Genomic DNA, 14,521 nt, shown 5'->3' with positions numbered 1-14,521 from the left:
GGAAGGAGCTTTCAATGCCACGTAAAAAAGAGGTCGTTAGTGGGAATTTCGTTAAATACGATGCGGTAGTTCTCGGTTCTGGACCTGCAGGTGAAGGCGCGGCAATGAAGCTTGCAAAAGCGGGTAAGCGTGTTGCAATTGTAGATGTGCGTGATCAACTGGGTGGTAACTGTGCACACGTTGGTACCATTCCAAGTAAAGCATTACGTCAAACAGTTTCTAGTATTATCCGCTATCAGCGCGATCCAATGTTTCAAAAAGTAGGTGAATGGAAACAGTTCACCATGAAACAGGTTTTGCGTAATGCACACAAAGTGATTCAACAACAGGTTGATACGCATACACGCTTTTATGACCGCAACAAAATCGGCGTATTTCATGGCCGTGCATATATTCAAGATAAAAATACAGTTTTAGTTTTTAGCCATGAAGGCATTAAAGAAACAATCATCTGTAAGCAAATCGTAATTGCGACAGGTAGTCGTCCTTATCATCCACAAGGTTTAGACTTTGATCATCCTCGTGTATTTGATTCAGACAAAATTCTTGATCTTGATTATTCAATTCAAAAAATCATTATTTACGGCGCAGGTGTTATTGGCTGTGAATATGCCTCAATCTTTATCGGTTTAGACCATAAAGTTGACTTGATTAATACTCAGCAAAAACTATTAAGTTATCTAGATGATGAAATTGCTGATGCATTGTCTTATCACTTACGTGAACAAGGTGTATTGATTCGTCACAATGAGCAAATGGATCACCTAGAAACGTTTGACGACCATGTTGTACTACACTTACAAAGTGGTAAAAAGATTAAAGCCGATGCGATTCTTTGGTGTAACGGTCGTTCAGGAAACACTGAAGGTTTAGGTCTTGAGAATGTTGGGTTGGTACCAAATAACCGTGGTCAACTTTCAGTAAATGATCAATATCAAACTGAAGTTGAAAATATCTATGCTGCTGGTGACGTGATTGGTTGGCCATCACTTGCTTCTGCTGCTTATGACCAAGGGCGCTGTGCTGGCGCAAACATGAGTGGTGAAGATGCGAAGCCAGTACGTGATATCCCAACAGGTATTTATACTATTCCGGAAATCTCATCAATTGGTAAAAATGAACAAGAATTGACGGAAGAGAAAATTCCGTATGAAGTAGGTCAAGCTTCTTTCCGTCATTTAGCTCGTGCACAAATTACTGGTGATACAGTGGGGGAGTTAAAAATTCTTTTCCACCGTGACACTATGGAAATTTTAGGTATTCACTGTTTTGGTAATAACGCTGCCGAAATTATCCACATTGGGCAAGCAGTTATGCACAGCCCAAATAATACTCTGAAATATTTTGTTGAAACAACATTTAACTATCCAACAATGGCAGAAGCATATCGTGTAGCTGCGCTTAATGGTATGAATCGTTTGTTTTGATTTTAAATAAGTTTTTCATAAAAAAGCCCGCAAACTTGCGGGCTTTTTTATTTTCATTAGACCATAGGTTTTTTATATTTTTATGACAATTTGCTGTATGCGTCTGGTTGTCTATATCTCTAGTGAGCACAAAATGCTTGATTAAAATATACAAACAAATCAGGAGTTTGTTTCCATAAAATGATTGAACAGGCCAGCAGAGTAATCACGAGCAAAGTCATAATTGTTTTCAAAAGTAAGGCATTATGCGTCATGAATAACAGCCTCCTCATTTACAAAGAAATGTACGATTACCCCTAATATACTCAATGCTATTGAACATAGCCAAATCGCATTGTAATTACCTGTTAAATCATGGTTAACACCGCCAAGCCAACCGCCAAAGAAAGAACCGACTTGATGGGTGAAAAACACAATACCACTGAGCATTGAAAGGTATTTAACACCGAACATATTTGCGACAATGCCGTTGGTAAGTGGAACTGTAGAGAGCCATAAAAGTCCCATAATGACGCCAAAAGCATATACCGTATAAGTGCTTAGAGGTAATAGTAAAAATGCGATGATTGCGATGCCTCGGCTACCGTAAAGCGCCATTAATAATTTAGGTTTTGAGAATCGATCTCCTAGCCAACCTGCCCCATAAGTTCCTACAATATTAAATAGTCCTACTAGGGCTAGAAACACAGTACCTGTAGCTGCATCAAAGCCGTGATCTATTAAATAGCCCGGTAGATGAACACCTAAGAAGACCACCTGAAATCCACACACTAAAAAGCCTAAAGCTAACCACCAGAATGGCTTATGTTTTCTAGCAATATTCAGTACTTGTTTAAATGTGAGCTGAGGTTGAGTAATTGCTTTTGGCGTTTGGTTGCTTGGTCCTTTTAGCATCCACGCTAGGGGAATGATAAGCGCAATTAACAACGCACTCACCATTAAAGCTGACGACCATCCTACCGTTTTAAGTAAGAGAAGGGTGGAAGGTAGCATAATAAACTGACCAAAAGAGCCTGCTGCACTGGCAATACCCATTGCCATACTTCTTTTTTCTGGAGGGGCGGCTCGGCCTACTGCACTCAGTAAAACCGTAAAAGAGGTTGCTGATAAAGCTAAACCAATAATAAGACCTAAGCTTAAATTCAAAATGAGTACACTTGAACTAAAAGCCATTAAAAGTAGACCTAGGGTATAAAGTAAGCCACCAACAGCAACTACAACTTTACTGCCATATTTATCTGCAATTGCCCCGGTAAAAGGCTGAACAGCTCCCCAGATCAGGTTCTGCATGGCTATCGCAAGACTAAAAACATGCTGTCCCCAGCCAAATTCATGGCTCATTGGTACAAGGTAGAGACCGAAACCATGACGGACACCTAATGAAAGGGCCAGAATAATTGCACTGCCAATCAGCATATAGATGAGGGACTGAGAAAATTGGTTGCCAGTTTTAGTCATGATTAATGGAAAATTATAATAATGATGATTTATTGTAGAAGATATATCGAAAAATATCGATATAGTTGGAGGGAATATTTAAGAAGAATTAAAAAGTTCTTAAGGATCTTATTTTATGAGAAGAAAATTAAAGAAGCAGACATCATTTTGATCTCTGCTTCTTGTAAAAATTAAGCAGCAGAGTTACGTTCCAGTAATGCTTGTTCAAAAAGGACTTGTTCCTTTTCTTTATGTTCTGTTGTAAAGCGAATCAAAATTACGCTACAGCCAGCGACTATAACCAACCCACCTAAAATAAATAGACAAGTTTGAATATCGAGTACACCTTTTAATAAAAAACCAGCTGCAACTGCACCCACATTTCCGCCTGCACCAATAATTCCTGCAACACCACCTAAAGCATTACGATCAATAAATGGTACGAGAGCATATGTCGCGCCACAAGCCATGTGAGTAAACAGGGCAAAAATCGTCATAGAAATAATTGCAAGAGCAACCACATTCATTTGAGAAAAGAGAATTAAGAATAAGCCTTCACCTAAAATCATGAGTACCAGTACTTTAGTGCGGCCATCTAAACCTTTTTTGAGTGCGACTTTATCGGAAATAATACCGCCAAGTGCACGAGCAAAGAGTGCAAGAAGACCAAATATCCCCGCGGTTAAACCAGCAGTTTTTAAATCCATTTTGAACTGATCAACATAGTACATTGCTGCAACGTTATGGATAAAAATTTCAATCCCGAAACATGCACCGTAAGCCACAAATAAAATCCAGACACGGTAGTTGCGAGCAGCTTGCATTAAAATAGCCATACCACCTTTTTTACCACTGCCAACTTCAATACCTTGTGCGCGGACTTCTTTAAAGTTTCCTTGAGGGCAGTCTTGGGTGAGTTTCCAATAAAGAATACCAACAATGATCATCATTACGCCTGGTACGATTAATGCAACACGCCAACCCATAGCTTGTTCGACACCGAACATTACAATCGCACCGAGCAATAAAGGCATTAAGGCTTGAGTTGCACCGCCACCAGCATTACCCCAACCAGCAGCAGCTGCATTTGCCGTGCCTACAACATTAGGTGCAAACATAACACTTGTATGGTATTGCGTAATAACGAAGCTTGCGCCAATTGCACCAATTAGTAAGCGGAAGAATAAAAAAGACTCATAACTGTTGGCAGCAGCAACACCAAATACAGGAATACTGCCAAGCAAGAGAAGGGCTGTATAGGTAACCCTCGGTCCATATTTATCACAAAGCGGACCTACGACAAGTCGTACTAAAATCGTAATTGCAACGGCGGCAATATTAATATTGGCAATCTGGTCTTTGGTTAAGCCGAATTCCCCTTTAATAACTGGCATGAGTGGAGCACAGGCAAACCATGCGAAGAAGCACACAAAGAATGCGAGCCATGTCATATGGAAAGCACGCATTGCAGGAGTAGAAAAGCTAAATAATTTTATTTCAGTTGCTTTTTTTGTATCTCGATTGACATTTGAAGACATACGGCGTCCCTCTGAACTGAACGAAATTTTAATTTGCAAGGCGATTTATTGCCTATCTGCAAACCGATCAGAGCGGACATCGTTGGCCGTCTTGGTTTATTCATTGAATCATCGTTGACTCATCTTGCTATGAATAAAGCAAAGCTTGTGCCAAAAAAATAATTTTACTAAAAAGGAAAAATTACTTTCTAATTCTATTGAGTTAGTTTATTAAAAATAAAATTAATTAAAAAATAGAAATAAATCAGTAAATACTCATAAGAGAGGAGAGTAGTAAATTTTTTCTATTGGCTTCATGAAAGTGCTCATTTTTTTAGCATTTTGATTTAAAAAGAAGCAAAATCTACAAAAAAGAAAGCTATAAAAACGTGCATAAGTTTTTATAGCTTTGTGTGACACAAAAGTTAGAAGCGGTAACCGATACCAACATATGTAATGAGTGGGTCAATATCAATTTTGGTGTTCGCTTTAATTAGTTCTTTACCTGTATTTTGATCAGTCACATAGATTTTTGCTTCACTATTCATTTTGGAATATGAAACTGAGCCAACAGCAAACCAGTTTGGATTGAAGTCATAAGATGCACCTAAAGTTACAATAGGGGCAAAAGTATCGGTCGCTTCTAGTTTAACGATAGGATTTGCTGATGATGTTTTGCGATCTAATGCTGCACCAGCTTTACCATCATGGATATTCTGGATCATGTGACCCGCTTGAATTAAATCTGCCTCAATACTGGGATTCATTTTTAAATCATTAAAGTATGCATACATCACGCCAGCTCCGATATAAGGACGGAACTTATTTACTCCTGATTTACCAAATTGATAATGTAGTTCAACGGCTGGTAACCATGCACGAGCAGTCGCAGCCTTACCCCCCTGAGAAAGATCAGTAATATGCAGGTCTTGTTTTAAAGGAATATCTCCACCCGCCTCGGAAATTCCATCTCCTATGATTCCTCCTATTAAAGATCCGTCTTTTAGAGGAGTCGCTTTTCCAGAAAGGGGAGCATAAATATTACCTTTTCCATTAATATCTACTTTAGGTGGAATACCACCTTTAATTTCTAAAGATAAATTGTCCGTAAAGTTGTAATTAAACATAAGACCAACAGTATCAACATCAGCAGCTTCTAAGCCAGAACCTTGTTGTTGCCATTGAGAAAGACCATTAACTTCTGCTGTACCTGCAAGTGATGAGGGAAGAGTGTCTGTAAACTTATCAAGAAGGCTAATAGTGCTATACCAGAATTTTCCTGAAGTTTTACTTTGGTCGATTGCATCTAAAACGGCTTTTGTAGATACATCTCCAACTTTAGATGTTGTACCTTCTGCAACGCTAGTATTGATATTAACAGGGTTTCCTGAGCCTTGAGGCATGGCATGGAGCCAACCAGCTGAGACAGAAAAACGTTTGAAGCCATCGCCATCTTTTAAACTAAAATATGGAGATGCAGCGTAAGTGGCTGTTGGCAGAGCAAAAAAGGCAGCTGTCATACAAAATAATGACTTTTTCATCATAAAAGGACTCCATGTCCGGCATTTGTTTACTGATTTTTATTGAGCCCACCATAGCGTGTTTTATTAAAATGATTGTGTATTAAAAATTAATAATTGTAATTTTTTTGAAATATTTGTTTATATTTAGAAAGATTTATTAATGAAAAATACATAATAAATAATAAAAGGCTACATAAAGTAGCCTTTTATTTAAGTTTGTTAAACTATTAGTTGAAGCGAGATAAGTCTTCTTCAGGACGAGCAGTTAAGACTTCAATGCCCGTTTGAGTAACTAAAATAGTATGTTCATATTGAGCTGAAAGTTTATGGTCTTTGGTTACGACAGTCCATTTGTCACCTAACAATTTAGTTTGCCATACACCTGCATTTACCATAGGTTCAATCGTAAAAGTCATACCTGCTTCAAGACGCATACCTGTACCAGCTTGACCATAGTGTAATACTTGAGGTTCATCATGGAAAACGGTTCCAATACCGTGACCACAATATTCTCGTACTACGCTAAAACGTTCTGATTCGACATACTTTTGGATTGCATGGCCGATATCGCCTAAATATGAACCATCTCTAACGGTTGCCATCCCGCGATACATCGCTTCTTGAGCAACTTTACATAGACGGTTGGCTAAAATAGAAGTTTCACCACCAACGACATACATCATGTTGGTATCGCCGTGATAACCATCTTTAATGACAGTGACGTCAATATTAAGGATGTCACCATTTTTTAAAATTTTATTTTCAGAGGGAATACCATGACAGACAACATGGTTAACCGAAGTACAAATAGAGTGTTGAAAAGCAGGGCGCCCAGGAGCTCCACCATAGCCTACACATGCAGGAATAGCATGCTGCACATTTTCAATGTGATTACGACAAATGGTATCAAGTTCAAGTGTACTTACACCTGCCTTAATATGGGGCTTGATCATCTCTAGAACTTCAGCTGCCAGTCGTCCTGCAATGCGCATTTTTTCAATTTCATCTGGAGTTTTGATTAATCGACGTGGAGCTGTATAAGTACTGTTCATGATCTCTAAAAACTTTTGGTAATTTACAAGCGTCTATGGTATAAATAGCCGCCCATTTTATCAAATGCTTTTCGTGAATATCTTTTACGAAGAATTTTGATAGATGGAGTAAAAAATCCGCACATATATCGTCACATTACTCTGGGTGCCTGTAAAAGGGTGGAGAATGCGGATATATGGAGGCCTAACCCAACTTTTAAGGTAAAGAAAATGGCAGATTACAACGTAAGCATGCGCGACCTTCTTCAAGCAGGTGCGCACTTTGGTCACCAAACTCGTTTCTGGAACCCAAAAATGCGTCAATACATTTTTGGCGCGCGCAACAAAATTCACATCATCAACCTTGAGCACACTGTTCCTGCGTTAAATGATGCTTTGAACTTCGCTAACCAATTAGCAAGCAAAAAGAACAAAGTTTTGTTCGTTGGTACAAAACGTGCTGCTTCTAACATCATCCGTGAACAAGCTCAACGCGCTGGTCAACCATATGTAGATCACCGTTGGTTAGGTGGTATGTTGACGAACTGGAAAACACTTCGCCAATCTATCAACCGTTTAAAAGATCTTCAAACTCAATCTCAAGATGGTACTTTTGCTAAGCTTACTAAACGTGAAGCTTTAGAACGTGCTCGTGAGATGGAAAAACTTGAGCGCTCTTTAGGCGGCGTTAAAAACATGGGTGGTTTACCTGACGCATTATTTGTAATCGACGTTGATCACGAAGCGATTGCAATCAAAGAAGCGAAGAACTTAGGTATTCCTGTTATCGGTATCGTTGATACAAACTCTAACCCAGATAACGTTGATTACGTTATTCCTGGTAACGACGATGCGATCCGTGCAGTAACTCTATATGCTTCAGCTATGGCTGACGCAATTCTTGCTGGTAAAGAATACGCTCAATCTCAAGCGAACGCTCAAGCAAAAGGCGATGACGCTGCGAAAGACGCTTCTGAGGCTTAATGCGTTTTGACGCAGGCTTGTCATTTTTGCGACATGTAATGGTGGCAAATTAAGCGTCGAGAGTGCAAACGGCCCAGAGTTTCTTTGGGCCGTTTTTGTTGAAAAGATTTATTTTCTACCGATTTTAGGAGATCAACATGACTGCAATTACTGCAAGCATGGTAAAAGAATTACGTGACCGTACTGGTCTTGCAATGATGGAATGCAAAAAAGCATTAACAGAAGCGAACGGTGACATCGAGCTTGCTATTGATAACCTTCGTAAATCTGGTCAAGCTAAAGCTGCTAAAAAAGCTGGTAACATTGCTGCTGACGGTGCAATCACAATCGTTCAAGAAGGCAACAAAGCAATTTTAGTTGAAGTTAACTGTCAAACTGACTTCGTTGCTAAAGACGAAAACTTCTCTAACTTCTCAAAAGCTGTTGCTACTGCTGCTTTAGCTGCTGGTGAAACTGATGCTGCTAAAATCGCTGAATTAAAATTAGCAGACGGTCAATCAGTTGAAGAAGCTCGTATTGCACTTGTTCAAAAAATCGGTGAAAACATCCAAGTTCGTCGCGCGAAAATCGTTGAAGGCGAAAACTTGGCTATCTACAAACACGGTTTAAAAATCGGTGTTGTAGTTTCTTATACTGGTGATGCTGATACTGGTAAAGGTATTGCAATGCACGTTGCTGCATTCAACCCAGTAGCTGTAAATGCTGAAGCTGTTCCTGCTGACCTTATCGCTAAAGAAAAAGAAATTGCTGAAGCGAAAGCGTTAGAATCTGGTAAACCAGCTAACATCGTTGAGAAAATGGTAACTGGTTCAGTTGATAAATACTTGAACGAAGTTGCTCTTGATCGTCAAATGTATGTAATCGACAACGACAAGAAAGTTGCTGATGTATTAAAAGCAACTGGTACTACTGTTGCTGAATTCGTACGTTTCGAAGTTGGTGAAGGTATTGAGAAGAAAGCAGAACTTAGCTTCGCTGAAGAAGTTGCTGCTGCTCAAGCTGCTGCGAAGTAATTCGTATCACAATAAAAAAAGCCCCATTGGGGCTTTTTTTATCTCAGTTAAAATAAGGGTATACAATGACAAATAAAAAAAATCTCAGTATTGGTGGTGTGATTATTTTATTGATTGCTGCGTATTTTGGTCTGGATTTATCTGGACATAAGCAAAGTCAATCACCATCATCAACTATACCCGCAGCTCAGCGTAATGAAACTACACTTTCAAATAATGGGGTGGACACTGTAAAAGCTGCTTATGAGCAGAGACAAAGTAATGTTCAAGTGCAGGGAAGTGGTCGAGTCAAAGCAATTTTAAGAGATGATAATGATGGGTCAAGACACCAGAAATTCATTCTAGTATTAGAAAATGGCCTTTCAATTTTGGTTGCACATAATATCGATTTGGCACCTAAAATTTCTAATCTAAATAAAGGTGACATCGTTGAGTTTTATGGCGAATATGAATACAACCCAAAAGGTGGTGTACTACATTGGACTCATCACGATCCACAAGGTCGTCATGAAGGTGGATGGCTTAAACATGACGGACAGATCTATCAATAAAGCCCAAGTAAACGTTTAATCAGATTATTTTCATAGAGCAATTTTGTTCTATTCAGTTTGTTAAAACATGCTATGGTTTTTTTATTGAATAGATGAGACGTATTTATGCAGCGGGAGCAAGCCGATTATCTGCATGTGCGAGAGTTGGGCGGTTTAGAGTTACTAAAAGCACATTATCACCAAACACAATTTTCAAAGCATACTCATGAAGGGTACTGTATTGGGGTAATTGAAGAAGGAGCACAGTCTTTTTTTAGGACGGGACAGCTACATGTAGCTCCTAAAGGCGATATTATTTTAGTAAATGCTGACGAGATTCATACTGGCTCATCGGCTGTTGAATCGGGGTGGCGTTATCGAGCGATCTATCCAACACCTGAAATGTTGGCAGAAGTTAGCCAAGATTTTTTTGAAAATCCACATGGTGCACCATGGTTTCCTCAAGCTGTGATTCGCGACCTAGGTTTGGCTCAACAGCTTTGCTTGCTTTTTGATTTATTAGAACAAAAAGATAATTTTCTACTCAAAGAAACGATGTATTTAACGACGTTAGCTTGTCTTATGAAGAGGCATGGTAAATCAAATCATACTTTTTGTGAGTTACCTGAAGCATATTCAAAAATATTAAGAATTAAAGAATTGCTCGTAGAAATGCCTGAAACCAACTTTTCTTTACAAGATTTGGCTGACATGGTCGGCTTGAGCGCCTGGCATTTCTTAAGGCAATTTAAAAAATATGTGGGCTTGCCACCTCATGCTTGGCTTGTACAAGCACGTTTACAAAAAGCAAGACAATTATTAAAGCAGGGGGACCAAATTGCCATGGTGGCACAACAATGTGGTTTTTCTGACCAAAGCCATTTTAACCGTCACTTTAAAAAAGCAATGGGCGTCACACCCACTCAATATGTAGCAAGTTTGAACATATAAATAAATTAGTTTTAAAGCAATTTTATCCAATATAAGTCGGCACTCATCAAGCATGGTATAGAGATGTTTCTTATATTGGATTTTATATATGAATATTCAGCTTAATCAGCCAGTTGGGTTTTCAAAAAATAAGCCATCCTATTTATTTTTACGTGGTGCAATGGATATTTTGCCCTTGTCAATTTCTATTATTCCGTGGGCAATCTTAGCGGGATCTATGGCAATTCATGCAGGATTATCTTTCTATAAAGCACTCGCAATGTCTGGGCTCGTCTTTGCTGGAGCTGCTCAGTTGGTTAGCTTAAGCATGGCTATGGAAGGAGCATCTGTTTTTACAATTTATTTGACTATTTTCTTTTTAACGGCTCAGCATTTTATTTATGCATTAACTTTAAGAAATGACATTGCTATTTTGTCCCTACCTAAACGATTGAGTTTAGGCTTTTTATTAACAGATGAATTGTTTGCGGTGAGTGCTCCATTTGAAAAAAGAAGTTCGGAATATCTGCTCGGAGCTGGACTGTGTTTTTATTTATTTTGGGTTGCTTTTAGTTTGGTGGGAATACTGCTGGCAACTGTGATACCTGATCTTTTAAATTACCATTTGGATTTTTCGATCGTTGCTATTTTTATTGCCATGATTGTGCCGTTATGTAAAGGATTTCCGGTCATAGCTGGTGTGCTAACAACTTGTTTAAGTGGGTTTTTATTTAAATTTTATCAAATTGAGGGGGCGATTTTACTTTCAGGATTGATGGGAATGTTGATTGCAGTTTTAACTGAAAAAATGAGTAAGGAGAAATAGCATGTCTTGGTTTATGATTCTAGGCTTGGCAGCAATCGTCTTTTTTAATCGCTATTATTTTTTAGAACCTCAAGTAAAAATTAAACTGCCGCTTATTCTGAATAAGATGCTTAACTATTCTGCACCTTGTTTGTTAACTGCAATCTGTATTCCAGTTATTTTTTTCGATGGTGACCATTTAAGAGGTGTGATAAATAATTCTTATATTTATGCAGCAATATTTTGTATTGTAATCGCTATTTACCTAAAAAAAGTTCTTTTAAGTGTGATAGCAAGTTTAGGATTTTTTTATTTTATAAATTTTCTAATAAATTACTAACATGTAAAAGCTGAATCGAAAGGATTCAGCTTTTAAATTAATCTTTAAGCAAGAGCTTGTTTTTGTCTGCTTTTCCATTTAGGTAAGATTTTTGAGAGATAAGCATCCATACACCAAACTGGTCCAATTAGTAGGAATTGTAAATCTTTAAAGAAAGACGGTTTTTTGCCTTCGACTTTATGTCCGTAAAATTGTCCAACCCAAGCAATCACAAAAATAGCGATATAAAATCCGACTCCTACAGGTAGGGTGTAAATGAGCCATGCCATAACAACAAGTAAGGCAGCCATTGCAACAGCAAGTACAAGATCTAAACGTGCATAAAATACTAAGGTCAACACAAGTAATAAAGCAGTAAGCAATGTGCTGAAATGCGCAATGATTCCAATAATAGAAAATAAAATGGCGGGAACGCAAAGCCAGTGAATTTGTTTATTGGTTGGATTTTGATGACTTTCGCTATATTCAGCAAACCATTCAGTAATGGATTTCATTAGTAGCACACTCCTTGTTTTAACTTTGATTTATTTTTTGTGAGTATATTTTAGCCTGTTCTTGAGGATCTCGACAAGAAACTAACACTATTCAACTATAGGGAGCATTGCGTTAAAAAAATCTAGGAAAGAGCAGACGAAAAAATAATGTGACTGTGATTGAAAAAAATGGTCAATTCGACCTCAAAAATGATGCAATTTTTCATAATATTTTTTTTGTATTGCTCAATGATGAAATCATCTAAAAAAGGGTGATTTTGAGATTGATGGGAAAATTGTATGAAAAAGCTCTACTCATCTACTCTAAAAACGCCATAAATAGCCTTTATTTTGGAAAAATGGTACTAGGGTAGCGCAAATTTAATAAAGTCGCTCTAAACGCAAATTAGAGTTGAAATTGACTTGTACTAAATAAACATGGTTTTTTGTTTAAAAAATATTCAAATTCGGAGTTAGATAAGGGTTAAAAAAGAGGATTTTTTAACTTTAAGTTAGGCATCATTTTAATAACTTAAAATATAAAAAAAGCCGCAAAAAAATTGCGGCTTTTTACATGAACTCGAGAGGCTATAACTTATGAAGTTGGGCCATCAACACGCTCAATATTTACTTTTGCAGTTCCGGCATTAGTAATACCAAGACGTTTAGCTGCACCGTATGATAGGTCAAGTACACGATTGCCATGGAAAGGACCACGATCATTTACTTTTACAACTACACTTTTACCATTGTCCTTATTCGTTACGCGAATGTAACAGTTCAATGGTAGGCTACGGTGAGCAGCAGTTAGAGCATTCATATCGAATGTTTCACCACTTGCAGTTTTACGACCATGGAATTGGCGACCATACCAAGATGCTACACCAGTTTGGCTAAACTTACGAACAGTGTTTGAAGCTACTGTGTTAAGTTTTTCAATCACTGAAGGCTCATCTTCAGGGATTTCAATTTTTGCTGCGATAGCTTGACGACGGATTTGATCGCCAGAACGTTCAGTGATTGAAAGACTGTTAATGTTAGAAAAACGAGAATTAAAGTTTTGAGTATCTTTACTCAATACACGTGCTGCTAGATTAGGACCATCTACATCACTGTTTAATGATGATGACTGCACCATTTCAGCGTGCAGTGGGGCCATACTTAAACTAGCCGTCAGTGCAAGAACGTATTTCAGCGATAACTGCATTTGTATAAACTCCTGAGAACATGTACTTTTTTCTTTCAGCCATTGACTGAAATTTAAAGTGAACATGCCTTATTATTCACTTTTGCAATTGCTATATTGGGGTGGATAATATTCATCGGTTACGGAGAGTGTCTAGTCTTTAACGAGAAATCTTTACAAAAAGGGCAAAAACTTACAGTTTTAGGTTAAAAAGTAATCAATAATGTAACAAGTTATTAAAAATGTATGTATTGTGATCTATTTAACAAAAATATTTATTGACTTTTACATAAAGTATAAAAAGCTAGCCTATCGGCTAGCTACTTCAGTGCCTAATAACCATACAGCAGTAGCGTACATGCGGCTCTTGTTATAAGTCGTAATCACTTGAAAATTTGGGTAAGTTAAATAGTAAATTGGACCATTATAGTCTTGTAATTGAATAACATTCACCATATCGAGATCATCAATTTTAACTAAAGGATTCAACGGAGAAATACCGAGCGTCTTTAATGCGCCATATGGAAAAGGTTGCGTTAAATCTTTAGCAATAATGCTTTCCGGATTTGACCCAGTGTAACGTGCCATAAACCCAATTGGTTGATCCCGTTGCCAACCCTTTTTTGCTAAATAGTTTGCAATTGACCCGATTGCATCTTCTGCTGAATTTCTTAAGTCGATATGTCCATTACCATCATAATCCACCCCATATTTACTAATATTGCTTGGCATAAATTGTGGATAGCCAATCGCCCCTGCATAGGAACCTACAATACTATTTGTTGGGTAGCCTTCTTTATAAGTCCATGCAATAAGAGCAGCTAGCTCATCACCAAAATATTCAGCACGGCGAGGGTAGCCAAAAGCAAGTGTGGCCAAGGCATCACGTGTAATAAAAGAACCTTTATTTGCGCCATAACCTGTCTCAACACCCAAAATGCCTAAAATGACAGATTGAGGTACGCCATATTGTTGCTCTGCGCGATTTAAAGCATCTGCATATTGATTTTTAAAACGGACACCGCGTTGAATTGTTCCTTCAACCAAAAACATAGAACGATAGTCATACCAAGGCTTACTTTCACCTGGGCGAGTCATAATATTTAGAATGTTTGGTAAATTTTTTGCACCACTCATGGCTGCATCGACTTGGACGCTACTTAAACCATAAGCGCTCATGGCTTTTTGTTTAAAATTCAAATAATCAGGATGTGTGGCAAAATCGTTGGCCTGAGCGAAATGACTTGTACTGATTAGACCAGTACACAAAGCGAGCATTTTTAAAGTTTTATTTAAGTGTTGAGACAACATATCGTTTTAAAATT

General features: G+C 38.0%; 14 protein-coding genes. 7 read left to right on the top strand and 7 right to left on the bottom strand.

Going from position 1 to position 14,521, the window contains the following annotated elements; translation table 11 throughout:
• Nucleotides 1-14: 14 nt before the first annotated feature.
• On the top strand, nt 15-1,427 hold the full coding sequence (gene sthA, locus HJG58_RS09400; protein ID WP_002118117.1) for a Si-specific NAD(P)(+) transhydrogenase: 1,413 nt from the start codon (nt 15-17) through the stop codon (nt 1,425-1,427).
• A 243-nt stretch (nt 1,428-1,670) separates the two neighbouring features.
• Here sthA and HJG58_RS09395 read toward each other — a convergent pair whose 3' ends face one another.
• The 4 genes from HJG58_RS09395 to map all read right to left on the bottom strand — a co-directional run bounded on the left by HJG58_RS09395 (nt 1,671) and on the right by map (nt 6,956).
• The gene (locus HJG58_RS09395; protein WP_086265820.1) at nt 1,671-2,885 is read right to left on the bottom strand and encodes an MFS transporter; all 1,215 of its coding nucleotides are present in this window, start codon (nt 2,883-2,885) and stop codon (nt 1,671-1,673) included.
• Nucleotides 2,886-3,055: 170 nt separating this feature from the next.
• Nucleotides 3,056-4,402 carry an MFS transporter gene (locus tag HJG58_RS09390; RefSeq protein ID WP_170248675.1) on the bottom strand — a complete coding sequence of 449 codons (1,347 nt, stop codon included), beginning with the start codon at nt 4,400-4,402 and terminating at the stop codon, nt 3,056-3,058.
• A 404-nt stretch (nt 4,403-4,806) separates the two neighbouring features.
• Complete coding sequence (locus HJG58_RS09385; RefSeq protein ID WP_170248674.1) at nt 4,807-5,925, bottom strand: OmpW/AlkL family protein; 1,119 nt, start codon at nt 5,923-5,925, stop codon at nt 4,807-4,809.
• Between the two features lie 206 nt (nt 5,926-6,131).
• Entirely contained in the window at nt 6,132-6,956 is an 825-nt protein-coding gene (gene map / locus HJG58_RS09380; RefSeq protein ID WP_046811653.1) for a type I methionyl aminopeptidase, read from the bottom strand.
• Nucleotides 6,957-7,166: 210 nt separating this feature from the next.
• On the opposite strand from map, the gene rpsB reads away from it, so the two are divergent.
• The 6 genes from rpsB (at nt 7,167) to HJG58_RS09350 (ending at nt 11,537) form a co-directional block, all read left to right on the top strand.
• Complete coding sequence (gene rpsB, locus HJG58_RS09375; protein ID WP_002118204.1) at nt 7,167-7,919, top strand: 30S ribosomal protein S2; 753 nt, start codon at nt 7,167-7,169, stop codon at nt 7,917-7,919.
• 137 nt (nt 7,920-8,056) lie between these two features.
• Entirely contained in the window at nt 8,057-8,932 is an 876-nt protein-coding gene (gene tsf / locus HJG58_RS09370) for a translation elongation factor Ts (protein WP_002118238.1), read from the top strand.
• A 65-nt stretch (nt 8,933-8,997) separates the two neighbouring features.
• Nucleotides 8,998-9,483, top strand: coding sequence for a DUF3465 domain-containing protein (locus HJG58_RS09365; protein ID WP_170248673.1), 486 nt, complete (start codon nt 8,998-9,000; stop codon nt 9,481-9,483).
• A 105-nt stretch (nt 9,484-9,588) separates the two neighbouring features.
• Complete coding sequence (locus HJG58_RS09360) at nt 9,589-10,413, top strand: helix-turn-helix transcriptional regulator (protein WP_170248672.1); 825 nt, start codon at nt 9,589-9,591, stop codon at nt 10,411-10,413.
• 88 nt (nt 10,414-10,501) lie between these two features.
• Entirely contained in the window at nt 10,502-11,218 is a 717-nt protein-coding gene (locus HJG58_RS09355) for an AzlC family ABC transporter permease (RefSeq protein ID WP_170248671.1), read from the top strand.
• 1 nt (nt 11,219) lies between these two features.
• Nucleotides 11,220-11,537 (top strand): AzlD domain-containing protein, encoded by a 318-nt coding sequence (locus HJG58_RS09350; RefSeq protein WP_086265825.1) that lies wholly within the window; start codon nt 11,220-11,222, stop codon nt 11,535-11,537.
• A gap of 44 nt (nt 11,538-11,581) precedes the next feature.
• Here HJG58_RS09350 and HJG58_RS09345 read toward each other — a convergent pair whose 3' ends face one another.
• The 3 genes from HJG58_RS09345 to mltB all read right to left on the bottom strand — a co-directional run bounded on the left by HJG58_RS09345 (nt 11,582) and on the right by mltB (nt 14,507).
• Nucleotides 11,582-12,031, bottom strand: a complete 450-nt coding sequence (locus tag HJG58_RS09345) for an Mpo1 family 2-hydroxy fatty acid dioxygenase (RefSeq protein ID WP_108011225.1) — start codon at nt 12,029-12,031, stop codon at nt 11,582-11,584.
• A 574-nt stretch (nt 12,032-12,605) separates the two neighbouring features.
• Nucleotides 12,606-13,217, bottom strand: a complete 612-nt coding sequence (locus tag HJG58_RS09340) for a septal ring lytic transglycosylase RlpA family protein (protein WP_086265827.1) — start codon at nt 13,215-13,217, stop codon at nt 12,606-12,608.
• 288 nt (nt 13,218-13,505) lie between these two features.
• Nucleotides 13,506-14,507: a lytic murein transglycosylase B gene (gene mltB, locus HJG58_RS09335; RefSeq protein WP_170248670.1), complete on the bottom strand. Its 1,002-nt coding sequence runs from the start codon at nt 14,505-14,507 to the stop codon at nt 13,506-13,508.
• Nucleotides 14,508-14,521 lie beyond the last annotated feature (14 nt).

Source organism: Acinetobacter geminorum (assembly GCF_013009345.1).
Taxonomy (GTDB): Bacteria; Pseudomonadota; Gammaproteobacteria; order Pseudomonadales; family Moraxellaceae; genus Acinetobacter; species Acinetobacter geminorum.
This window is presented reverse-complemented; position numbering and strand designations above follow the sequence as displayed.